This is a genomic window from Chitinophaga sp. W3I9 (assembly GCF_050434025.1).
GTDB lineage: Bacteria > Bacteroidota > Bacteroidia > Chitinophagales > Chitinophagaceae > Chitinophaga.
Window position 1 is genome coordinate 4148914 of record NZ_JBNPWC010000001.1, and the last position, 22247, is coordinate 4171160.

Here is a 22247-nt window from a genome sequence, read left to right on the forward strand (position 1 = left end):
GTTAACCTCCTATTAATACCGTTGGACATCCTAATGCAATTACGCCGCCGTGGGCGGTGGTGTCGCCCATACGTACCGCAGGTCTTCCGCCTATGAGCACGGTGAACGATCCCATGATGGCAGAATCAGGCGGTCCCACACAGGTGCACAGGTCGCCCATTACGGAGGCGGGCATGCCGCCGATTAAAACAGTGGGCATACCCGGCCCTACTATGGGGCCACCCACATGCGGAATAGGGGGTAGTCCAGGTGTAATGAGCGGGCATACATGCATATCTGTGATCCTTGCGGCGGGTTGTCCCATAATTTATTTTTTATCGTTTTAATTAATCATTACTACGCCTCCCTGTATGATGGTGGCAGCAGAAGAAGAGAGGGTAGCAGAGGTATTACCGGTAGCGCTGAGCGTGGTGTCGGCCGACATTGACAGTGTGGCGCCGCTCATTTCCAGTGCGGTAGTGGCGGCAACATTCACCGACATGCCATTCAGTTTGAGCTGCCCCGTGGCCTGTAATGTAAGGTCGCTGGCGCTTTTTATGGTAACGCCTGCCGGCGCCATGGTAATGCTGTTACTGCTCTGGTCCTGGATCACTATTTCCTGCGATGTGTCGTTCAGTGCCACGCTGTTGCCTCCCGGTGTAATCACGGTGATGATCTTGTTCTCATCATCAAAACTAATTTTGAGCTGACTCTTTGTATACAGCGCCTTGATGTAATTGTTATTATCTGCGGGAATTACCGGCGGCGTTTTCATTTTGCCATATAGGGAGCCGATGATCACCGGGTAACGCGGATCATTTTCAATAAAAGCCACTACTACTTCATCGCCTACTTCCGGGAAAAATATGGCGCCTGCACTGGCGGTGGCATAGAAAGTAGACAGCCGGGCCCAGGTGCCTTGCTGACCGGTAGCGGTACTGGCCAGCATCACCTGCACGCGGTACTCTGCGGCAGGGTCCTCAGAAATGGCGACTACGGTGCCCAGCTGAAGTCCTTGTATAGCCGGCAGCTGCCCGTTTGCCGGGGAGTAGGAAAAATTTTCCCTTTCATAAATAGGTTTGCTGTTCAACCCAAACTTTGCGTTGGTATTCCAAACGCCTTCCTTGAGTGTATGTGTTACGGCCCACACGTAGGCGTTGCCGTTAAAGCGTGCGCCCACGCCGGCTAAGGTGATCAATGTGTTGGGCCATACGGTGGCGTTGCCCATGAAGGATACCTGCCCGCTGATGGATTCCAGCCGCATACGGAGCAGGGTGCTGTTGGCCCATGATTGCAAAGTTTCCTGTGCCAGCGGCGAATTGGATACCAGCTGCAGCGGCGTTTGATGCAGCGCGGAAGCCAGTGTGGTGGCTTCCAGGTTACCTTGCGCATTCAGTCCCGGTTCCGTGGCGGTAGCGGTAATCATGGCCAATGTTTGCGGGTCCCATGCGGCAGCGGTGAGAGAAGGTACCTGTTTCTCGGCGCTTACAGAAGCGTTGAAGCTGATCAGCGATTCACCGAAAGCTACAGATACCACCGGCTCTCCGCTTACTACCGGAGGGGCGGCCACTATTTTGGGACCTACCAGTGATACCACGAAGCCGTTAAACTCCGCACGTGATAACAGGAAATCCCAATCGGTACAAAATTTCTGAAACACCAGTTCGTTGAGCGCGCTGGTACTTTGTATATCTCCACTCAAACCGTTATTACTAACAGTCGTGGACATGATGTCGCTATCTGTTTGATTGATGAACACTGCATCTTTTTTGGTGATGGTCATCTGCACGGCGCTGTGCTTACAGGTGACGATCAGGTGGAAACCCTGGTCGGTGGCCTGTATGGACTGCTTCACCACCACGCCGGTGAAAATCAGTTCTTCACCGGTATTGCCATATCCGGCAGTAATGGTGATGGTGTTCCCGGGCAAAAAGCTGTCGCTGTCACTGGCGGGGAAATCGCCGATCACACCTGTAGATGCTTTCGCTGTAGTGCCATCAGACAACATGATTTCTGCATAGGAGATCCGGTTCAGTTCATGATGTATTGTTACAGATATGACAGGGTACGTGTATTGCACAGCGGTGCCGTTTGCCGTGATGGTATATTGCAGGGTAGGATCTGCTATGTTGATAGGTACAACTGCTGCCATGGGAATTTATTTCTTTAGCGGGGGGAAATAGAGTCCGTCGCCGGGTTTAATATCATGGATACTATTCAAACCATTTACCCTGGCCACTTCCATATAATAACCGGGTTCACCGTAAATACGATAGGTCATTAACGGCAGGGTATCGCCGGCCAGTACGGTCCGCATATGTGTAAGGTCCGGGGATGACACACCGGATTCTTTTATTTTCGTTGCAAAGGCTACCGACTCTATTACAGTGAGTTTGATCACTGCACGCAAAGCCACGCCGGTAGTGCTGAACAGGCTGTACTTAATGTTGATGTTCTTACATACGCCTGTAAAGTTGGTATTTCCCCAGCTGATGCGCAGGTAGTTGGGACGGTGGTCTGTTCCCTGGTAGTTATACGCGATGTTCATCACTTTTTCGATATAGGCGTCTACTGTTAATCCGCCGGGAATAGGGATTACGCCGGTTCCATCCACCAGCAGTTCGAGGTCGAAGTTACCCGACTCCATGCTGCTGAAAATTTGTGTAGGCGCTACTGCGCCCTGCTCATCTGTGTTTTTATAATTGATGGTATAGTTGAGCGTATAATTGTCCGGGTTGATTACGGCGGATACGCTGTCGATCAATTCCGTAGCTTCCGGATCTGCATAGCCTGCCAGTAATAATTTCGTGGGTCCTCCTGTAGGGTTCATCTTGCGGGTAAGTTCTCTATGGTAGTAATTAATTTATCCATGCATTCCCTTACTATCTTATCTTTCAGGGCTTGCAGGTCTTTAACGCCGGTATGGCCTGTTGCCTGCGGGGGATGTTCTTCTATGGTGACTTTGATCACCAGTTCTCTTATTTCCAAAGGCATAACTAACTGATTTGTTGAAAATAGTCATAGCATAGTTCCAGTGTTTCCAGGGCAATAACGCTTTCCTGCGCTTTGAATTCTGATACTTTCAATGCTACGGGATAGGCATTTACAAATTGCCATGAGGCTACCAGTCCGCGGTTTGCATTCATCAGGCTTACTACTACCGCCACGGGCGAGAAGGTAAAAAGATTGATACTGTTCTGCGCCCAGCGTATCAGCGGAGAGCCGGTGAGCATGCCTCTTTTGAGCACCAGGTTGCCATATTTGGGCGCCTGCGGAAGGCGATGGATAAACCTGTTTTCTCCCCCTTCTTTTACTTCCAATGGCGTAATGGTGGCGGTTAGTCCGCTTACTTCCTGGAAGCTGCCTTCATTGCTGCCGGTGATTCCCGGCACCATTACCCTGAAATAAAATCCCACCGGTGGATAAAAAGGCGTTTGGGCCGACGAGGGCGGTGGTGGTGGAATAGGCATGACAATTTATTTGAAGCCGTGAATGAGCGGAGTAACGGATAACGAAGTCATTCCTGCGGCTTCGCTACCCGTTGTCCGTTTTTATTTGGTTAAATGCAGTCCTTCATGCGCTACTTCCATGGTTTCCACTGCCACTTCATTGGCATCGGATTTCATATCGGTAACCGTCATTTTACAGGGAAACGCATTGGTCAGTGTCCAGTTCATCGCGGTTTGACCGGTTTCATCCAGTAAACTGATTACAATGGTGGAACGCTTGATGGTATTCATTTTGATGAGATCATAATTATCCCACAGGGTAGTATCTCCTTTGAAGATACCTTTCTTCAGGGTGATATTATTGAACTTGGCGATCCCCGGCATTTTTACTACCGAGTATACAGGATTACTGCCGCCGCGGTATTCTATTACCTGTGTTTCAGAAGTAAGCCCGGTTACTTCCTGGAATATGATCTCTTTGCCATCCCACATGACTTTGAAAGAAAACTTTACCATAGGCCAGGTGGCCTGTGATTGGGTGGAGCCGTCATCTGCCATAATTGCAAGTTTTAAAAGTTATTGAATAGATTTTTTAGTTGTGGATTAAGATTCCTGCATTTGCTGCTGGAAGGTGATGATGATAAATTCAGCAGGACGTGTAAGCGCTACTTTTACGGTGATCAGCATCCTGCCTTCCAGGATGTCCTGGGGTGTCATAGTAGCACCAAGACCTACCTGTACATCAAAAGCCTGCTCCGGTGCGGCGCCGGCCAGTGCGCCCTGTTTCCAGAGGTTTTGCAGGAAGTTGTTGATCATGCTTTTTACCGTGATCCAGGTAGTGGCATCATTGGATTCAAACACATAAGCGCGGGTAGCCAGTTTTACAGATTGCTCAATCATGATGAGCGTGCGCCGCACGTTGATATAACGCCAGTCGAGACTATTGCCATCCAATGTTCTGGCGCCCCATACCAGGGTACCTACGCCTGTAAATGGCCTGATCACATTGATAGACTTTCCTGCCATGATATCCACGTTGAGATTTTTTTGTTCCTCACCGGAGATGTTAACCGTGGGGGCGGTTACCATGCTCACCGATACATTGGCAGGAGCTTTCCACACGCCGCGTGAATTATCTATCAGGGTATAGATGCCCGCTAATGCTCCACTTGGTGGCAGTTCATTCATCTGCGCACGCACTTCCTCGAGGATATGCACGTAGGTAGGACTGGCAGCCTTCAGCGACTGATGGAAATTCTTTTTGGTATTTTTATCAGGTGTGGCGTTGGTTTTAAATTTGGTGATGATCTGCGCAGCCGCTGGTTCGGGTAATAATTTTTCCAGGTCTACGCTGGCATCCAGGTTTTCAAAGTCCACTTCATCCGGCTGCACAATAGTAGTTTTCAGCCAGGGATGATAAGCAGCGCCGTAGTTGAGCGAGTTAACGCCGATCTGTTCCCGGAATACGCCCACCACATCTTCCAGTACGTCCGATGGTTTTTGTTTTACCAGGTCGAAGATACCGAAGCGGCTTTGCATGTTGGCGCAATGCTGTAATACCTGTGAGTACACCGTAGTATAGGCATCTGCTCCCAGTGCAATGATGTCGGGCATTACAATCAGCGTGGGTTCAGCTTCTTTTTCCAGCAGGGTAAATACATTGGGCTTGGTGTCCGAGCCAATGAAATCATCTGCTGCAATGGTAACGCCATCTGCTCCGCTGCCATAGGTGCCAACCGACAGGATGTAGCAGAGGCTTCCGCCATTGCCGAAGAAAAGCCGCATACTGTTGTAGAAGTAGGCCGTGTTATTGTCTTTAATCTGGACCACGGTCGGCTTCCCGTTGATGTTAAAGGTTTCCTGCTTCACCTTGGGATCTGCGTCCGCCAGCGTGAATTTAGGTTTGAACTCACTGCCGAAGTATTCCAGGTACTCTGCGAAAGACGTGATCCTGGTGGGCTTGTGGATAAGGGATTTACCATTCCTTTCTGCTTTCTGCGTATAGCCTATGAACACAGGCACTGCAGTTTCCACAGCGGTAATGGAACTGGGGAACGCATTTTTCTCCTCAATATAAACCCCAGGGGTCATGAAGGTTGATGCCATATTAGGTGATTTTTTGTTTAGTATAAAAATATTTCCGAGTACGTTTTTCCATTGGTATACCACGATCTTCCTGCAGCAGATATCCTGTTGACTTCCGGCGACGGGAGCGGGGAGATGATGATTTTGTGTTTGTTGTCTTCCTCCGATAGCCGGTTTGCCAGTTTTAGTATGTCAGGAGTCCTATCCGAAAGTGGGATAGGGTCATTTGATACCAGTACCGGTACGTTATTCCGCTCAGGCAGCGCTGCCAGCAATGGCTCGCTGAAACAGGAAATTCCGCTGTTGTTGAGGATTACCGGGTGTGGCAGCGCTGCCAGCTGTTCACTCATCAGGTAGTAGCACCAGTAGGTGCTCCGGGCCTGAAACCTGATCTCATAGTTATCCTGTAGGGAGTCATTCAGCACCAATGTCAGCAATCCGAACGGTTTTGTAAAAAAGGGTTCCGTCAGCGTATCTGTTCCGTACAGGTCTGCTGCATCAGCATATGGATGCCGGTGTAAAACGCCTGGTGCATTAGCGGCATCATTGCCAAACATAAAGCATTGGGTAGTAATGCTGCCGGCATCAATAGCAGTATAGTTATAAAACAGCGGATCTTTCAGGATTACTTCAAAGGTTAGCATGGTATTGTCCTGCAGTAAGTCGCTCCTGGTGCGCTTTCCAGCGCCCAATGTGTTGTAGAGCAACAAGAACCCGGATGCCTGTTGTTTAAGCATCAGATCTGCATTCAGTAACTGTTTTCCGGTAGCGGCAGACATGCGGATGCCTATGCCTTCGTAGGATAGCGCCTGGAAAAAATCATGACGATAGCGGATAGTAGTCAGTATTTCATATTGCTGTTTCATTCAAGTTTTTAAAACTAGCTAAGGATAACATTTATCTCGCCGGTAACATTTCTCCGGCAGTGCCCGCAACGGCTGGCCTGTATTCTTTGATGATGGAATCGTCGAACGTAAGCATGCGCACCTTGTACAAAACGGATGGCATGTACTTGGCGCCCAGCGTAGCCCACATGTTGTTTAGCCTGTCGGCTCCGGGACTTTCCAGTTCAAAGGCAAGCTTGCTGATGCCGGCATCTAACGCAGGTGTATTCTGTGCGGTAAAGGTATTTTTCGACTGAAAAAAGGCGACGGTGTAGGAAAGAAATCTTAAAGCCTGCGCGTAGTTATTGCTGCTGAAGTAAGCAGAAAATAATACATAGAGGTTCACGGATACCGCTGCTGCCGAGGTATTGTACATGCCGGCGCCGGTATTTGAAACGGATGTTCTTGCTGTCTCTTTTTCAACATTGACAAGCGTTACAAGCATTTTGTTTTCGCCCTGTATCGCTACGGAACCATCCTGGTTTACAATACCGGAAAGTATCACTTTATCTTCGTTGATCTGTAATTTTCGCTTCAGGTTATTGTTAATATCTTCTGTAACACAGCTAAGGGCCTCATAGATCATTGGAATGGTATTTAATTCTTATCGCGAGATGTATACTGTCCTGTAAATTGTCCGGGCTGAAAAAGGTGTTCGTTATTTTGAGAAATGAAATTGAGTTTTCATGTTGATATCGCAATATAAATTCAAAAAAGCGATTTATTTATTTTTATTTGAAAAAATATTTTTCTATCTTTTATTATCTTAAGCATCCTGATGAATCCCGCTCAAAAAATAACCGCCCTCATAATTGCATTCCTCGTTTTTTTTCATTGCAATAGCACCGCATACGGCAACAGCAGGAGTGTGCGCCATTATTTCCAGGAGTCGCCAGTTAAATTACCAAAGCCGCCAAAGCCGCCACCAGCGCCTAAATTGCCGAAGCCGCCAAAGCTGCCATCGGATACTGCCGCCAACACTAAGCTCATACAACGGATTTTAAAAGCCTTTCGTTTTCGATATAATGCTCACGCGCGCGAGCGCGCCCGCGTTTTATATGTTATCAACCAAACGTTAACAGATTCACTGGTAGTTAGTAAGGATGACATACGGAAATTAAACGAGGCATTAACCAAAACAGAAAACCAGCAATTTGATTCGCTGATGTCACTGCTTAATGCCATTGCATTAAGTCATGCTTCGCAGGCTGCAAATCCGCCGGCTGATACCAGCAGTAAAAAACCGGTGCAGGAACCCGATAGTGCGGTGCCCGGAACTGATCTTGATGCCCTGGTGGATAAGATGATGCCCATCCTGCAGAAGAAGAGTGAGGAACAGGAAACAGAAAATACCAAAGCCGCTCATCTTACCGCTATCCGCTCATTGTACGGACGGCCCCCCGACCAGGTAGATACATTGCGGCTGAGCGATAGTGTGGGCGCGCGTTACCTGCTCCGGCTTTCACAAAAAGTAAATGTAATGGGTATCCAGCCATACTGGATGGAGCAGGGATATACGACGTACAATTTTAATGCGCTGAGTACTTACAGTTTCCTCGGATACCTGGTTGATGGCCAGACTGGCCGTATCCAGCCAGCCTTTCAGCAGGATGAAGTGAAGTCTGTGGGCGATGCGCTGTCGGCAGGATGCAACCTGCAGTTTCTTTTTCTTGATAAAAAAAGCAGTAACATACTCGCCCTTCTCAAAAATAAAAATGCACAGGCAACGTTTTCGGATAGCCTTGCCCGTTTGTTGGTGCAGCAAAAAGCAGATGGGGTTACTATCTATTTTCAGGCACTGCCCGGTAATCAACGTGTCGCTTTCAGCAGCTTTATCATTGGGCTTTCCGGTGCGTTGAAAAATGTAAATAAGAACTTTAAAATTAATGTAGTTGTACCTCCGTACGACCCTTCCTATAACTACGATCTGCGTGCACTCCACAGTTATGTCGATTACTTTATCATTGATTTTACACAGGCGGGCGGCGAAACGGCAGGACCGCTTGCACCACTGGATGGCAATGCGTCAAAGTCTTTGACAAGCGCTGTTTCACGTTACCTGCAAGGCGATATTCCGCCTGCACAACTTTCCTTGTTATTGCCTTACTACGGCGCCGTATGGAAAAAAGGAAGAGATGGCAACCCGGATGTTTTCAGTCGCTATGTTAGCTACAGCGATATCCGCAAGCAGTACCCTTCGGATACTGTCGCCATCTTCGATGAAACCACCGCTACTTTTTTTATAGAAGTAAAAGATCAGTATGGCGTAGTAAAGGAGGAGATCTGGTTTGATGATGGCATCAGCATGTCGATGAAGTATGACTTTGTAATGAAGAATGAGCTAGGTGGCATCGCAATATGGACATTGGGCGCCGATAACGGCACCACAGACCTGTGGGATGCATTGGTAGATAAATTTGTGGTAACAGACACGCTTGTTCTTGATACGGTATCGCTGTATCCCCCCATCCCGCAGCATCTCACGTTCTGGCAGCGCATAAAAAGAGAATTGAGCATATACGCTATACTGTTCAAAGATCCATGCAGCGTGGATGCCTCGCAGTATGAAGGGGATGTTTACTTTATTTATTTCACCATCGGCTTTTTTATTTTAGTGCTGATGGCGGGTGCTGTGTACTTTTATTTTGTAAAAACACAAGGGGACGACTGGAAGTGGCGAAAAAAATTATTGATACTATTGATTGTACTCATCCTGCTTACGGTGGTCAGTGGCTTTATGGCGCTTTTTCTAAATAAGGAAATACCGTTTGTAGGGATCAGCAGCATACCAGGTCAGTGTCACAGTGTGCCGCTAATGAGTGTGCTGGCCATACTGGGTATTGGTTTTGTGCTGGGATTATTGATCATGCACTTCTTCCTGCAACCATTTTTTAAAGATGATGATGTGCCGTAGAGCGTAGGTTGTCTTTCTCAGGATTACGCTGATTTTACTGATTACCTGGATTTTTACTTTTTGGATTTTATAAAGGATTAAGGGAGATAGAAGCGGATATCGCTCTTATCTCCCTTAATTATTATTTTTAAGAAAATCTAAAAATCTAAAAAAATCCAAATGTAAAAATCCAGGTAATCAGTAAAATCAGCGTAATCCTGAGAAAGACAAAATTCGCGTTTACTTCTTATTCCACCACACTGGCTGGCTGATATACGTCGGGCTGCTGGCAGTAGGGTCTGCATTCAGTACCTGTGTGCTGTTGTAATTGATTTCATAGCTGGGTACCGCAAAGCGGCGTGGCCAATCGGTTTGGGCCGGGTAATAGAGCGTGTTAACATGCGCCGGACGTTTAAATCCTTTATAAACGCCGGTTGTTTCGTTATAGTTTCCGGCGGCGTCGGTGCAGTAATTTAACCGGCGGAGGTCTGCCCAGTTTTCGGGGGAGTAAGACAACGCAATGTATTTCTGGATCATGATATTGCTGAGTGTGAGCAATGCCGGCAGCTGCACTACGGAGCTGCTGTTGAGGAATGCGTCGATGGTTCCGGCGGGAATATCCAGCAGTTCCATATGCGCACGGATGCCGGCTTTGTAGGCTGTTAATGCCTCTGTATTTTTAGCCTGCTTAATAAGAATTTCCGCTTCAATAAAACGCAGTTCCGCATTGGTAAACAATAATCCTTTAGCGCCTCTTTTTGTGTACCAGGTACCGGTGGATTGTATACGGTCGGTAGCCGTTGGGGCATACGGTGTTTTACGCAGGATCACATAAATGGAATCCTTGTTAGAGAACGTATTATTAGTTGTACTGTAGGTGTATGACAATGGACCCGTATTGGTAATACCGGAAGTCATGTCTACGCCCTGTGTGCGGTGCAGTACGCCGTTCCGGTCGGCCATGCTTGGAATGAGCAGGTCTACTCTTGGATCTTCCATATTATTGATGCCTGTAGGAGCGCCGGTGTAGTTATTGGTGAGGTAGTCCATGTACAGTTTGGTGATCCTGGCGGTCGTAGCTGTATTCGTGTACTGTAATGCTTCTTTGGCTGAAGAGGTGACGGTTGGACCTTCATCTACATATTGCATCACGGCGCTTTGGTCTTTCGACTGTGCGCCTTTTGAAGCGGCATCCAGTACGGCCTGTGGGTTGAAGCCAGGCAATGCGGAGGTGTGGTTCAACCAGCGTGCTTTTAAGCCGTAGGCCAGGCGGATCCATTTGTCGGTGCTGCCGTTGTTGAGGATATCTCCTTTGGCCAGCGGAGGCGCAGTAGGTCCCTGTGTTTTCTGAAGGTCCGCAATGGCTTCATCCAGCAGTGCCAGCACTTTTTCCTGAACGTAGGATGCCTGGTCAAATTTCGGCGTGATAGTGGTGGGATCGTCGAACTGGTCATATGGCAGCATGCCGTATACATCTGCGAGGGTGCCAAAGCCCCATGCTTTCATGATTTTGGCGGCGCCGATATAATGATACGCCTGTACTTTTTCTGCGGCGGTGATGAGTGGCGCCACGTTTACGGCGGTATTTACATACCAGCATTGCCACGGCCATTGTATGTTGGTGCTGTTAGATACCCAGGCAGTAAGATTGTAGTTACTTCCGCCGCTGACGTATACGGAAGCGAGTTGTTGTGAAAGATAGGCTGCCCGGGTGCCGGTGCTTTCATATGCATCGCAGAACTGGGCGATGAGTGGCGGCAGCCGTTGTTCGGCGGTGGGTACAGATGAATTGGCGCTATTGGGATTGTCGTTGATGTCCACCCATTTCTTACAGGAGGCAAGTGCAAACGACAGGCTGATGATAAAGAGTATTTTTTTCATTTTCCGCACGTTTAGAATTTAAGATTTAAACCAATGGCAAATCCTGCTGTGGCAGGTACCCCGCAATAGTCGATGCCGGAAGAGCCGGAGCCTATTACGCCGGCGCCGGCAGTACTGGTTTCAGGATCCATGCCGGAGTAGTTCGTCAGCAGTAAGAGGTTGGTGCCGGTAGCGGTTACTGTGGCATCCCTCAGCCAGCGTGCGCCGCTAAGCCATGTTCTGGGAAGTGAGTAGGAGAGGGAAACAGAACGGAGTCTCATCCAGTTTACTTTTTCCAGGAAGAAAGGCGCGTTCTTTACATACACATCGCGGTAGTATTTCTCCGACTGCACCACTGTTTTCGTTACCGGTTCAAATTTTCCTGTGGTGGGATTTTTAGCTACACCGCTGAAGGAAATTTCGCTGTTCCTGTTTTCGGTGCGTTCGCTCAGGCCGTAGGAGGTCAGCAGGTAGTCGGTGCCGTTAAACACATCTCCGCCCACCCTGAAATCCCAGAGGAAGGAAAAGTTAAATTGCTTATAGGTAAAACTGTTGTTCAACCCTCCGAGAAAGTCAGGCTCACGGTTACCTATATACGTAGTAAGGGCGGTGGTAGGAATCGGGTAGCCGGTGTTCCAGTCGAGCAGCAGGTTGCCGTTTTCATCTTTCTGCCATACGGAGCCGCTTACGCCCATAAACACGCCACCATCAAAGGAAGCAGCCTGGCCTACTGCGAGGTGCACATCAGTTACATACAGGATAGGCAGGGAGCCCGGCAGGGATTTTACCACGCCGTTGTTATGCGACGCGTTGAGCATTACCTCCCAGCTGAAATCTTTTTTCTTTATCGGCGTGGCGTTAATGGATATTTCAATCCCCTTGTTTTCAATGGTACCGGTATTCACAGAGCTGAGGATATAACCGGTGGCATTGCTTACGCGGGGCGTGAGGATCTGGTCGCGGCTGGTGGTAACATACCAGGTGAAATCAAATCCGAGCCGGCCGTTAAGGAAACGCATTTCGGTACCAAATTCTGTAGAGGTAGTTGTTTCCGGTTTCAGGTTATCGTTTCCTCTCGACCAGTAGTTGCGGAAGCCGCCGCCAATAGTAAGCTCAGGCCCGAACAGGTAAGTGTTGGTCTGGTAGGTAGGAGCGTCTTTACCCACCTGCGCCCAGGAAGCACGCAGCTTACCAAAGCTCAGGATATTGTTTTTGGGGATCAGCTCCGTAAACACCAGGCTTCCGCTTAATGAAGGGTAAAAGAACGATTGGTTCTGAGGTGGCAGGGTAGAGGCAATGTCGTTACGACCGGTAGCGCTCAGGAATACAATGTTCTTGTATGACAAGCGCAGGTCGCCATAGAAGCCGGCCAACCTTCTGCGGCTGATTCCCTGGCTGATGTACTGGTTTTCCTTGGCAGCATTGTTAATGCTGATAAACGTGGGTATCTGGAAACTTTCTGCACGGGCAGAATTGGATTTTGTGTAGCTGTCTTCTGTAGTAGTACCCAGCAGCAGGCTGGCATCCCAGTCTTTATGAAAGGTTTTGTGGAAGTTCAGCATCAGGTTGGAGTTTACATAATTGTAGTTCCGGTCTGTTTCCGACAGCATTCCTTTCTGCCAGCCTTCTTTGACACTGGAGCCCGGGGAAATTAAATTACGCAGCTGCGTGTAGTAGTTGTCTATGCCCAGGCGGTAGGTAGCGTCAAACCAGCTGGTTACTTTTACATTTACATAAGCAGAACCGATAAAGCGGTTGGTTTTATCCGACTGCGGGTTACGGTTAATGATCCAGTAAGGATTGTCGATGTCGGTATCCAGCGGAATATCCGGCAGCAGCCGGTGCTTGGAGCCATCTGCATTCAGCCATACTTTCATATCATCGTTCCGTGGCCAGGCCACAATGCTTTCCATATAACCGGAACCGCCGGAGGCCCATAAGCCGCTTCCGGTAAGTGTGTTTTCTGCGTTTCACTCCGCGCATAGGTAGCATTTACGCCAAACGTAAAAATGCCGATCTTCTGTTCGCCGTTAAACCGCACGGTAGAACGGTTGAAGTCTGTGGAAGGCACTACACCTGACTGGTTGAGGTTAGACCCGGAGAGATAAAAGTTGCCGGTGGCAGTACCTCCTGAAATGGTGAAGCTGTTATCAAACGCATTGGCTGTCTGGAAGAAGTCTTTCATGTTATCATAGATCTTCTCGCCCGGGTCAAATTTATTTCCCCACGACATCGCCGTCTGATCGGTAAAGGTGCCGTTATAATTGGAGCCTTGTTTATAGATACTTTGCTGTTTGGGCAGCCGGTTTACCCAGTTGGTAATATAGCGGCTGGTAACGGAGCCGGCTACATTTCCGGTGGTACCTTTTTTGGTGGTGATCACGATAGCGCCGGCAGCAGCACGGAGACCATAAAGCGCAGCCGCAGCGGGGCCTTTCAGGACGGAAATGGACTCAATATCTTCGGGGTTGATATCCATGGCGCGATTACTATAAGTGGTGCTCTGGTTGATAGATCCATCGAAGGCGCTGTTGTCGCCCTGCCCGGTGGAGTTGTCCATTGGCATACCATCAATGATAAACAGCGGCTGGTTGTTTCCTTCCAGGGAGGTACCTCCGCGGATAATAATTGAAGCAGAAGCGCCGGGTGCGCCACCGGAGTTGGTGATGTTCAGGCCAGCAATTTTACCGTTGAGGGAATTCACCAGGTTAGGATCCTTGTTTTTCAGCAGTTCAGCCGATTTGATGTCCTGCACGGCATAACCCAGTGCTTTTTTCTCTTTTTTGATACCCATACCGGTAACGATCACCTGTTCAAGCGAACTGGCGCTCGTCAGCATTTTCACGTCGATTGTCGGGCTTTTCCCGGTAGGAACGCTCTGGCTTTCATAGCCGATAAAGGAAAATTCCAGGACTTCTCCCGGAGTTACCGCAATGCGGTAATGCCCTGTAGCATTGGTTTGTGTATTACGGTTGCTACCTTTGATTCTGACGGTGACGCCAGGCAGGGGATTACCATCATCGGCTAACACAATGCCGGTAATGAGTTTTTGCTCCTGTGCATAAGCAATGTTGGGTAACATCAGGAATACCAGCGATAATATCGCCAATAACCGGAGAGGATTTCTCATGTTCTGTTGTTTTAAATGAAGCTTGATATTTGGTTGAAACTATACGCGTGTTTAGGTTTACAGGTTGTTACAGGATCTTGTTTACAAATAGGTACGAACTACGATTTTGGTTAAACTACATAGTACGGGTAACTAAAAATGACGATTCTCTATAAGCATAAACTTTCACTAAGGTAATGGCAAAAAACATTCAGAGTTAATATTAAATTCACCTGTTTTCTATTTGGTATTTAAGATGACGGTTAAATAAAAGTCCTTTGGGTCACGGTTATTTCCCGGATGCTTCATCCATGGGTCAAACATGGGTATATCATGGATCATCCATGCGGTTTTAATACTGTTCGCATGCACTCCCCATGGACTTCCCATGCACTTCCCATGCACTCCCCATGCACTATGTCCGATTTGGGGGCGGCGGAGCCCGGATTAAAATGATAACCGATATCAGTATAACCGGGCATCCTGCTCATATTGATAGAACCCAATACAGTACTGGAAAAAAAAGGCAACGCCATCCAAAAAAGCAGGGTACTTTATCCTGCTGATCTGTGTAATCCTTGTAATGATTCGCATTATTTTTATTTTCTTTTTCTCCCTGCCCTTTTTTGCAATGGCGCAGCAACAGCAAGCAGATACCACAAAACCCAGAAAGTTAAAGGAGGTAAGGGTAAAGGCACGCTGGCAGAACAGGCATGCGGCGTTAAATAAGCAATATGTCATCCGGGAGGAATTCAGGGCCATTGAACATTATACTTTTGATCTCCGGGACCCCATCAACCCCGGCAGGGAATACTTTGTGCTGGATTTTCTGAACCGGGAGCTACCGCCCGGGTGGCAATCCAGCAGCGCGCTTTCCTGTTCCTCCGGGGTACAATATTTCATAGATGAGAATGAAGTGCCTGCGTCTATAGTGGCCACGCGCCCGCTGTCGGATTTCGCCTTCGCAAAAGTATTCCAGGATTTACATCCGCCGTGTCCGTGTATTGTATTATACACCAGGAAGGGGGAAGATCTGAAGCGTAAATAACAGGGTGCAACCTCTCACCTGAACTGCTTTTTCAACTTTGCAAAATATTCCTTAACGGCCCCGGCTTTATCTTTTTTTATCTTCTTTCCAAGTTCTCTTCGCGGACAATTTACATTGTATTTTGCCCCCCAATCCATTATTTCAATGATGATGGGTAACAGGTCTATTCCTTTTGGCGTAAGACTGTAAAGGAACTTCGACTTATTCGCCGGTGATACCCGCTTTAACAGGATACCTTCTGCTTCCAGTACGCTCAGCCTGTTCGACAGGATATTGGTGGCGATCTTTTCTTCCGACTCCAGGAACTCACTGTAAGACAATTTCCCCCTGAGCATAATGTCCCTGATGATCAGCAGCGACCACCGGTCTCCAAAAACATCCAGCGAGCAACTGATGGGGCAATCCGACCTGACTTTTTCCATACTGACTGATTTTAAAAAGTACTTGCAATTTACAATAACTTTATTATTTTTACTTGCAAAATGCAATAACTAAGATTGCAATTCCTGATTCTTTAAAAATAGAAAAAAATGGAAACCTCCACGTCAACAAAACAATTACTCGAAATTTATTACAATGGCTTTGCCAGGAAAGAAGGATGGGAGACGGTCATCTCCGACGACTTTAAATTCACCGGCGGCGATATGACAAAAACGGCGCCTGCTGTTGGAAAAGCGGCGTACATAGAAGTGATTAAAAGATTTTCACGGGCATTCAAAACAATGCGGGTGAAGGAAATGATCATAGACGGTGAAAATGCCTGTGTAATCGGAAATTACGATTTTATATTTCCCGACGGAGCAAGCATCAATGGCGATGTAGCGGAGATCTGGAAGGCAAAGAACGGAAAATTAGATGCACTGACAATCTTCTTTGATACGCTTACTTTTGATAAGCATATCCCCAAATAATTTATATGCCCTACAGTGAAAAACTGGCGGAGAAAATCCGGCAGGCACTCGCACAAGTGCCCAATGTTGAAGAGAAGAAAATGTTTGGCAGGATTGCCTTTATGGTGAATAATAAAATGTGCCTGACAGCAGGCCCGGGACAAATGATGTGCCGCATTGACCCCGGTATTCATGAAGAAGCGATAAAAAAAGAAGGCTGCCGTACAGTCATCATGAGAGGACGGGAGTACAAAGGATTTGTATATGTAAATGAAGAGCATCTTAAAACGAAAAGAGATTTTAATTACTGGTTAACACTTGCCCTTGAATTTAATAAGCAGGAAAATACACCGGTAAGAGGTAAGAAATAAAATCGCTATAGATGGTTACCAGGGCAACCCGGAGCAGGAGGGGCAAGTAGTTTCCCGCCGGCAAGGCAAATTTTTTGATAAGAAAAAAAGGACTAAATTTACCTTGTACAGGGAACTTAATGAAAAAAGAAAATGAGCTAAATAGTGAACAAGCGCTCTTCCGGCTTATTGCTGAAGGGGATGAACCGGCCTTTAAAGCGCTTTTTGAATGCTACCGCCTGCGTTTATTCGCATTCGCTCTCCAGTTCACTCATTCCAGAACCGATGCAGAGGAGGTAGTGCAGGATGTGTTCCTGAAAATCTGGAAAAACAGGTTAAACCTTGCCAATATCCAGCTTCCACAAAAGTATATCTATACCATGACGCGCAACCAGGTGTTTGATCATCTCTCACGGGTGGCAAGGAATAAGCGTTTGCATGAACAGGTATGGGCAAATATCCATGAAAGCGGCGATTACACCGAGCAGGCAGTGCTGGCAGCTGAAACGGCCAATATCGTTCAAAAGGCGGTTAACGGTCTTTCCAGCCGCAAGCAGTCCATCTACTACCTCAGCCGCCGGGAAGGGTTAAGTAACCAGGAAATAGCTGTGCAACTGGGCATTTCCGTGCCTACCGTTAAAAATTCCCTCGTGGAGATCCTCCGTTATATCAGGACCTATATGAGCAACCAGTACGAATCCTCCGTCCTGATCATAGGCTTCCTGCTCTCTTTCTTTCTATAGGAAAATTTTTTTTGCATTCAACCGGTACGGTTGCCTTTATTAACAGTCTATATACTGGAGGAAGTATTTTCCCCTCACGTTTTATGACAGAAAAGGTAATTCCCGCTTATGACAGGCTGCAGTACCTGTTACAGCAATATACACGAAAGCGCTGTACTCCTGAAGAAATGCAGGAGTTGTTCCGGTACCTGGAAAACCCCGCGGTGAGGGAGCTGTTCAATAATATAGTGGATAAAGATTTTGAAGCTCCCGGAGTTGCGGAGGACGGTGAGGAGATCGATTGGGAGTTCATGTATAATAAGATTGTCCTGGGGGAGGGCTCCTGCTAAAAGAACCAGGATCTTCAATCTTTTGAAAATTGCTGCTGCCGTATTAATCCTGGTTTCAGCAGGCGGGGCATGGTCGCATTTTGCTGCCCGCCGTGCGGCGCCCGTTTTAGTGCATGTGCAACCTCAGGGAGATGCATTGCCTGCGGCGAATAAAGCCGTACTGATACTGGCAGACGGTAACACCGTGAATCTCGACAGTGCCGGGAGCGGGGCTATTACCCGGCAGGGTACTGTTAACCTGAGCAAGGCGCCGGGGCATCTTTCCTACGCCGCAGCAACAAACGGATCCGGTAATCCTATATATAACAAGGTGGCAACGCCCCGTGGCGGCATCTTTAAACTTACTTTATCCGATGGCACCAACGTATGGTTGAACAGTGCCTCTTCTATCCGCTTCCCCGTTGCTTTTTCAGACAAGGAACGCACCGTGGAAGTTACCGGGGAAGTATATTTTGAAGTGGCAAAGCAGGTGGTAAAAGGCAACCCGGTTCCTTTTTTCTGTAAAGCCGGGAACATGGAAGTAGCCGTGCTGGGTACGCATTTTAATATCAACGCCTATAATAATGAAACGGATATAAAAACTACTTTGCTCGAAGGCGCTGTCAAAATAAAACAGGGTGCAAATACAAAACTGTTGCAACCCGGACAACAATCCCTTGTTGGAAAAGACGGTCAGATTGCGCTTTCTGATCATGTAAATATGGACGAAGTAATGGGCTGGAAGAACGGCTATTTTGTTTTTGAAGAAGCAAATATCGGCCAGATCATGCGGGAGGTGGAAAGATGGTATAACCTCGACGTGGAATATGACGGCCCGCTACCAGACGGCCGTTATAACGGACGGATATCCCGTGCCACCAAAGTATCGCAGGTGATGAAGGTATTAGAATTAAGTGGCATCAACTTCAGAATTACAGGAAATAAAATCATCATTAAGTCCCGATAGCACAAATTAATATCAACCAAAAGCTATGTCAGCGAGAGTTTTCATAATGTACTCAGGATAGTCATGATCCTGATCCACCTACTTATTGTAATAGTTCAATAAAATGCCGCTTCATGTGCGAGATGAAGCGGCGGCGCCTGAACTAAACGGAATTCCTTTGTCAGAAATTTTCATTTAACATCCAAACAACCAAAAGTATGAAATTGCAGGCTTTTCGGAAAGAAAAATTCCCCCGTCCGGAGGGGAACAGCTTAACGATCCCTTTTAATTGGAAAAAAATAAAAAAACTGCTATTTATGAAGCTAGCGGTCCTGTTAATCATTGTCAGTATGGGAATATCGGCCAGCGCCCATTCCCAGACAGTGACGCTGAATGAGCGCAACCTGTCGCTTAAACGGATCTTTTCATTGATTGAAAAACAAACCGGGTACTCTTTCTGGTATGATGTTAACCTGCTGAAAGAAGCCAGGAAAGTAGACATCCGGGTAGACAAGGCCTCATTGCCGGAAGTGATGGAGCTGAGTTTAAAAGGGCAGCCATTTCATTACAGCATTGTCGATAATGTGATTGTTGTTAGCAGGAATGCCCCTGATCCAGCGGCCGCAGCGCCGCTGCGGGTGGAGGTTTCCGGTAAGGTAACCGATGAAAACGGCGCACCGCTGCCGGGCGTATCCATCCAGGTGAAAGGAACAAAACAAGGCGTGAGTACCGACGCAGGAGGAAATTTTTCTCTCAACGTGCCTGATAATGCTTCCCATACCCTTATTTTCTCTTTTATCGGGATGGTGACACAGGAAGTGCCGTTGAATGGCAATACAAAACTCAGGATTGTACTTAAAGCCGCTATCGAGCAAAAACAGGAAGTAGTGGTGATTGGTTACGGGTCCGTTAAGAAAAGAAATGTGACCGGCGCCGTATCTTCTGTAAAAACTGCCGAACTGAATACGGCCGCTTCCACCAATGTGGTACAGGCATTGGCTGGCCGCGCTGCGGGCGTATCCGCCATCCAGAGCAGCGGACAGCCAGGCGCCGGCGTTAACCTGCAGATAAGGAGTAATCCATCATTCGCTTCCCCGGGAGCACTGTACGTGGTAGATGGAGTTATCATTAACGATAACGCCGCGGAACCTTCGTCAGACACCCGGTATGGCAGCTCAGGTGTTGACCGGTCGCCCCTTAATTTTATTAACCCCAATGATATTGAATCAATCGACTTCCTGAAAGACGCTTCGGCTACTTCGATCTATGGCGCCAGGGCCGGCGCAGGTGTGGTGCTCATCACCACCAAACAGGGTAAAGGAGATAAGCCGCATATTGAGTACAGCGGAAGCTACGCTTTCCAGGATATCATTAAGTTTTATGATATCCTGAATACGAAAGAGTATATGGAGCAACGTAACAAAATAGGACTGGAACAATGGATGCTGACTAACAAGATTGCGCCTTATGGCAGCACTGATCCGGGTACCGTAACGCCGTATATTCCAAAGTATACACAATCACAAATAGATACCACTGCTTTATTACCCAGTGCAATAGATGCGATCACGCGGAAAGGCTATACCAAGCAGCATAACATTTCCCTCTCCGGCGCCAGCAATAAAACGCGTTACTATGTATCCGGCAATTACCTGGATCAGCAGGGTGTACTGGAACACTCTGCGTTTACGCGGTACAATGGAAGGATCAGTCTTGACCAGGGAGTTGGCGAGAACATAAAAGTGGGTGTAAACGTGATTGCTTCCGGTTCCAATGCCATCAATGCCAACGTGGGCACACAGGCAAATGAATATTCCGGCATGGTGCTGTCCGCATTTTATTACCCGGCCAATATGCCCCTGAGAGATGCAGCGGGTAACTATCTCATCAACCCGGATTACCAGAACTCACCCAACCCGCTGTCGTTCCTGGATATTACAGATTACACCAAAAGCAGTCGCCTGCTTACTTCCGGCTATGCGGAATGGACAATCATCCCCGGCCTGAAAGCTAAAATGAATTACAGCTATGATCAGTCCTCCGGGAAACGGTATGCCTATCTCCCTAAAACCTTCCTCTATGGTGCACGCGCAGGCGGACAGGCATCTATCAATGAAAATAACTCTGTCTCCAAAATTTCAGAAGTTACACTCAACTACAATAAAAGCTTCGGGGAAAAACACAATATCCAGGCACTGGCCGGACATTCTTACCAGGTAAGTGATTGGGATGGTTTAGGGCTTTATAATGACCGGTTCCCGACCGATAACTTCCTTTTTAATAACATCGGGTACGGTACCGCGCCAAGACCCGGCGTAAGCTCTTACAGAAATCCTACCCGTATCTGGAAATCATATTTTGGCAGGATTATTTATGACTTTGCAGATAAGTATATCCTCACAGCCAGCATCAGAAGGGACGGCGCGTCTAACTTTGCACCTAACAAAAAGTGGGGTACATTCCCCGGCATTTCCGCTGCCTGGATCATCTCCGAAGAAAATTTCCTGAAAAATAATCTCCCGGTGATCAGCTTCCTGAAGTTAAGGGCAGGCTATGGCACCACTGGTAACAGCGACATCGGCGGCAGCGCTTTCTCCTATTATACTGCCAACACCTCTTATGTGTTTGGAGGTACCAGCTTGCCTGGTGTGTCGCTTAGCCAGCTGAGTAACGATAACCTGAGCTGGGAAACACAAAGGGATGTGAACGTAGGATTGGATTTCCAGTTGTTCAGTAACAGGGTAGGAGGTTCATTCGACTATTTCAACAGAACGATTGTGAACCTGCTGCAGAGCGTACCGCTGACATCGGACTTCCCGGTATCGAGCGTGGCGGGTAACGCTGGCGAAACACGCAGCCGCGGATGGGATGCAAGCCTGAATACTAAAAATATTATAAGCAAAACAGCGGGAGGATTTAACTGGTCCACCACGATCAACCTGTCGCATTACTATAATTCCTGGGTGAAGAGATCCCCTGATGCGTTAAGATCGCTGGCAAAATATATTGCCCCCGATGGCCCGTTCAATGGGCTCTATCGTTATGTCAGCGATGGGATCTATAAAGGAGACAAAGCAGCTCCTGCCAGCATGCCGGGCATCCTGCCGGGTGGAATTATTGTGAAAGACCTGAACGGCTACGACGATGCGGGTAATCTTACCGGTAAACCCGATGGCAAAATTTCCTCTGCCGACCAGGTGCTGGTGGGCATCGACGGTCCACGCTACAGCTTTGGATTCAACAACAGTTTCAGCTATCAAAATTTTGACCTGAGCATTTTCATGTATGGTTTTATCCAGAAGAAATATAATTCTGACTATGCGTCTGCATTCAGTACTTATGCGCAGCTGGGACAATTTGGCTGGAATGTGCTGAGCATTGCCAAAGACAGGTGGTCGTACGATAATGTGAATGCGAAGTACCCCACCGGTCTCAATGATCCTTATGCCAGCTACGCCGCCAACTCCGACTATTGGCTGGAAAATGCCAGTTTCCTTAGATGCAGGGATATTACCCTGGGCTATACTTTCGGCGGAAAAATGATTGCAAAACAAAACGTATTGAGCGGCTTACGGATATATGCCAATGTTCAGAATCCTTTCATCATTACTTCTTACAGGGGAATTGATCCTGAATTGCAGAACTACCTGGCATATCCCATGTCCCGCTCTTACACTATTGGTCTGAATGCCAGGTTCTAGCC

21 protein-coding genes are annotated in these 22247 nt (G+C 47.7%); 8 read left to right on the plus strand and 13 right to left on the minus strand.

Annotated features, from left to right (window positions below):
* Position 1: 1 nt before the first annotated feature.
* The 9 genes from QFZ51_RS16940 to QFZ51_RS16980 all read right to left on the minus strand — a co-directional run bounded on the left by QFZ51_RS16940 (position 2) and on the right by QFZ51_RS16980 (position 6983).
* A complete protein-coding gene (locus QFZ51_RS16940; protein ID WP_370910129.1) occupies positions 2 to 304 on the minus strand; it encodes a PAAR domain-containing protein in 303 nt (100 codons plus the stop codon).
* Positions 305 to 322: 18 nt separating this feature from the next.
* Positions 323 to 2131 carry a type VI secretion system tip protein VgrG gene (gene vgrG, locus QFZ51_RS16945; protein WP_429047402.1) on the minus strand — a complete coding sequence of 603 codons (1809 nt, stop codon included), beginning with the start codon at positions 2129 to 2131 and terminating at the stop codon, positions 323 to 325.
* 6 nt (positions 2132 to 2137) lie between these two features.
* The gene (locus QFZ51_RS16950) at positions 2138 to 2809 is read right to left on the minus strand and encodes a CIS tube protein (protein WP_429047403.1); all 672 of its coding nucleotides are present in this window, start codon (positions 2807 to 2809) and stop codon (positions 2138 to 2140) included.
* Complete coding sequence (locus tag QFZ51_RS16955; protein ID WP_370910132.1) at positions 2806 to 2973, minus strand: DUF5908 family protein; 168 nt, start codon at positions 2971 to 2973, stop codon at positions 2806 to 2808. Before QFZ51_RS16955 ends, QFZ51_RS16950 begins: the two co-directional genes overlap by 4 nt.
* A 2-nt stretch (positions 2974 to 2975) precedes the next feature.
* On the minus strand, positions 2976 to 3449 hold the full coding sequence (locus QFZ51_RS16960; RefSeq protein ID WP_429047405.1) for a phage tail protein: 474 nt from the start codon (positions 3447 to 3449) through the stop codon (positions 2976 to 2978).
* 81 nt (positions 3450 to 3530) lie between these two features.
* The gene (locus QFZ51_RS16965) at positions 3531 to 3986 is read right to left on the minus strand and encodes a phage tail protein (RefSeq protein WP_079467630.1); all 456 of its coding nucleotides are present in this window, start codon (positions 3984 to 3986) and stop codon (positions 3531 to 3533) included.
* 45 nt (positions 3987 to 4031) lie between these two features.
* Positions 4032 to 5534 (minus strand): phage tail sheath family protein, encoded by a 1503-nt coding sequence (locus QFZ51_RS16970; RefSeq protein ID WP_370910134.1) that lies wholly within the window; start codon positions 5532 to 5534, stop codon positions 4032 to 4034.
* Positions 5535 to 5551: 17 nt separating this feature from the next.
* Positions 5552 to 6379, minus strand: coding sequence for a hypothetical protein (locus tag QFZ51_RS16975; protein WP_429047407.1), 828 nt, complete (start codon positions 6377 to 6379; stop codon positions 5552 to 5554).
* Between the two features lie 31 nt (positions 6380 to 6410).
* Entirely contained in the window at positions 6411 to 6983 is a 573-nt protein-coding gene (locus tag QFZ51_RS16980) for a DUF4255 domain-containing protein (RefSeq protein WP_079467627.1), read from the minus strand.
* A gap of 579 nt (positions 6984 to 7562) precedes the next feature.
* On the opposite strand from QFZ51_RS16980, the gene QFZ51_RS16985 reads away from it, so the two are divergent.
* Complete coding sequence (locus tag QFZ51_RS16985; protein ID WP_429047408.1) at positions 7563 to 9311, plus strand: glycoside hydrolase family 18 protein; 1749 nt, start codon at positions 7563 to 7565, stop codon at positions 9309 to 9311.
* A 219-nt stretch (positions 9312 to 9530) separates the two neighbouring features.
* Here QFZ51_RS16985 and QFZ51_RS16990 read toward each other — a convergent pair whose 3' ends face one another.
* From QFZ51_RS16990 to QFZ51_RS17000, 3 genes are read right to left on the minus strand one after another with little or no spacing between them, the layout of a single operon-like run.
* Positions 9531 to 11171: a SusD/RagB family nutrient-binding outer membrane lipoprotein gene (locus tag QFZ51_RS16990; RefSeq protein ID WP_429047409.1), complete on the minus strand. Its 1641-nt coding sequence runs from the start codon at positions 11169 to 11171 to the stop codon at positions 9531 to 9533.
* An 11-nt stretch (positions 11172 to 11182) separates the two neighbouring features.
* Complete coding sequence (locus tag QFZ51_RS16995; RefSeq protein ID WP_429047410.1) at positions 11183 to 13063, minus strand: hypothetical protein; 1881 nt, start codon at positions 13061 to 13063, stop codon at positions 11183 to 11185.
* A complete protein-coding gene (locus QFZ51_RS17000) occupies positions 13024 to 14280 on the minus strand; it encodes a TonB-dependent receptor plug domain-containing protein (protein ID WP_429047411.1) in 1257 nt (418 codons plus the stop codon). Before QFZ51_RS17000 ends, QFZ51_RS16995 begins: the two co-directional genes overlap by 40 nt.
* A gap of 562 nt (positions 14281 to 14842) precedes the next feature.
* Between QFZ51_RS17000 and QFZ51_RS17005 the strand changes: the two genes are divergently transcribed.
* Positions 14843 to 15307 carry a hypothetical protein gene (locus QFZ51_RS17005; RefSeq protein WP_429047412.1) on the plus strand — a complete coding sequence of 155 codons (465 nt, stop codon included), beginning with the start codon at positions 14843 to 14845 and terminating at the stop codon, positions 15305 to 15307.
* Between the two features lie 14 nt (positions 15308 to 15321).
* Here QFZ51_RS17005 and QFZ51_RS17010 read toward each other — a convergent pair whose 3' ends face one another.
* The gene (locus QFZ51_RS17010) at positions 15322 to 15729 is read right to left on the minus strand and encodes a winged helix-turn-helix transcriptional regulator (RefSeq protein WP_429047413.1); all 408 of its coding nucleotides are present in this window, start codon (positions 15727 to 15729) and stop codon (positions 15322 to 15324) included.
* Positions 15730 to 15837: 108 nt separating this feature from the next.
* Here QFZ51_RS17010 and QFZ51_RS17015 point away from each other — a divergent pair, with 108 nt between their 5' ends.
* The 6 genes from QFZ51_RS17015 to QFZ51_RS17040 all read left to right on the plus strand — a co-directional run bounded on the left by QFZ51_RS17015 (position 15838) and on the right by QFZ51_RS17040 (position 22245).
* Positions 15838 to 16218: a nuclear transport factor 2 family protein gene (locus tag QFZ51_RS17015; RefSeq protein ID WP_429047414.1), complete on the plus strand. Its 381-nt coding sequence runs from the start codon at positions 15838 to 15840 to the stop codon at positions 16216 to 16218.
* A gap of 5 nt (positions 16219 to 16223) precedes the next feature.
* Complete coding sequence (locus QFZ51_RS17020) at positions 16224 to 16568, plus strand: TfoX/Sxy family protein (protein ID WP_429047415.1); 345 nt, start codon at positions 16224 to 16226, stop codon at positions 16566 to 16568.
* A gap of 119 nt (positions 16569 to 16687) precedes the next feature.
* Positions 16688 to 17290, plus strand: a complete 603-nt coding sequence (locus QFZ51_RS17025; RefSeq protein WP_429047416.1) for an RNA polymerase sigma factor — start codon at positions 16688 to 16690, stop codon at positions 17288 to 17290.
* A gap of 83 nt (positions 17291 to 17373) precedes the next feature.
* Positions 17374 to 17619 (plus strand): hypothetical protein, encoded by a 246-nt coding sequence (locus tag QFZ51_RS17030; protein ID WP_429047417.1) that lies wholly within the window; start codon positions 17374 to 17376, stop codon positions 17617 to 17619.
* 22 nt (positions 17620 to 17641) lie between these two features.
* A complete protein-coding gene (locus tag QFZ51_RS17035) occupies positions 17642 to 18565 on the plus strand; it encodes a FecR family protein (protein ID WP_429047419.1) in 924 nt (307 codons plus the stop codon).
* A gap of 296 nt (positions 18566 to 18861) precedes the next feature.
* Positions 18862 to 22245 carry a TonB-dependent receptor gene (locus QFZ51_RS17040; RefSeq protein ID WP_429047420.1) on the plus strand — a complete coding sequence of 1128 codons (3384 nt, stop codon included), beginning with the start codon at positions 18862 to 18864 and terminating at the stop codon, positions 22243 to 22245.
* Positions 22246 to 22247 lie beyond the last annotated feature (2 nt).

Excerpts from the sequence above, each read along its gene's own strand:
- QFZ51_RS16940 (WP_370910129.1), bottom strand. The coding sequence starts at position 304 with ATGGGACAACCCGCCGCAAGGATCACAGATATGCATGTATGCCCGCTC.
- vgrG (WP_429047402.1), bottom strand. The coding sequence starts at position 2,131 with ATGGCAGCAGTTGTACCTATCAACATAGCAGATCCTACCCTGCAATAT.
- QFZ51_RS16950 (WP_429047403.1), bottom strand. The coding sequence starts at position 2,809 with ATGAACCCTACAGGAGGACCCACGAAATTATTACTGGCAGGCTATGCA.
- QFZ51_RS16955 (WP_370910132.1), bottom strand. The coding sequence starts at position 2,973 with ATGCCTTTGGAAATAAGAGAACTGGTGATCAAAGTCACCATAGAAGAA.
- QFZ51_RS16960 (WP_429047405.1), bottom strand. The coding sequence starts at position 3,449 with ATGCCTATTCCACCACCACCGCCCTCGTCGGCCCAAACGCCTTTTTAT.
- QFZ51_RS16965 (WP_079467630.1), bottom strand. The coding sequence starts at position 3,986 with ATGGCAGATGACGGCTCCACCCAATCACAGGCCACCTGGCCTATGGTA.
- QFZ51_RS16970 (WP_370910134.1), bottom strand. The coding sequence starts at position 5,534 with ATGGCATCAACCTTCATGACCCCTGGGGTTTATATTGAGGAGAAAAAT.
- QFZ51_RS16975 (WP_429047407.1), bottom strand. The coding sequence starts at position 6,379 with ATGAAACAGCAATATGAAATACTGACTACTATCCGCTATCGTCATGAT.
- QFZ51_RS16980 (WP_079467627.1), bottom strand. The coding sequence starts at position 6,983 with ATGATCTATGAGGCCCTTAGCTGTGTTACAGAAGATATTAACAATAAC.
- QFZ51_RS16985 (WP_429047408.1), top strand. The coding sequence starts at position 7,563 with ATGTCACTGCTTAATGCCATTGCATTAAGTCATGCTTCGCAGGCTGCA.
- QFZ51_RS16990 (WP_429047409.1), bottom strand. The coding sequence starts at position 11,171 with ATGAAAAAAATACTCTTTATCATCAGCCTGTCGTTTGCACTTGCCTCC.
- QFZ51_RS16995 (WP_429047410.1), bottom strand. The coding sequence starts at position 13,063 with ATGGAAAGCATTGTGGCCTGGCCACGGAACGATGATATGAAAGTATGG.
- QFZ51_RS17000 (WP_429047411.1), bottom strand. The coding sequence starts at position 14,280 with ATGAGAAATCCTCTCCGGTTATTGGCGATATTATCGCTGGTATTCCTG.
- QFZ51_RS17005 (WP_429047412.1), top strand. The coding sequence starts at position 14,843 with ATGATTCGCATTATTTTTATTTTCTTTTTCTCCCTGCCCTTTTTTGCA.
- QFZ51_RS17010 (WP_429047413.1), bottom strand. The coding sequence starts at position 15,729 with ATGGAAAAAGTCAGGTCGGATTGCCCCATCAGTTGCTCGCTGGATGTT.
- QFZ51_RS17015 (WP_429047414.1), top strand. The coding sequence starts at position 15,838 with ATGGAAACCTCCACGTCAACAAAACAATTACTCGAAATTTATTACAAT.
- QFZ51_RS17020 (WP_429047415.1), top strand. The coding sequence starts at position 16,224 with ATGCCCTACAGTGAAAAACTGGCGGAGAAAATCCGGCAGGCACTCGCA.
- QFZ51_RS17025 (WP_429047416.1), top strand. The coding sequence starts at position 16,688 with ATGAAAAAAGAAAATGAGCTAAATAGTGAACAAGCGCTCTTCCGGCTT.
- QFZ51_RS17030 (WP_429047417.1), top strand. The coding sequence starts at position 17,374 with ATGACAGAAAAGGTAATTCCCGCTTATGACAGGCTGCAGTACCTGTTA.
- QFZ51_RS17040 (WP_429047420.1), top strand. The coding sequence starts at position 18,862 with ATGAAGCTAGCGGTCCTGTTAATCATTGTCAGTATGGGAATATCGGCC.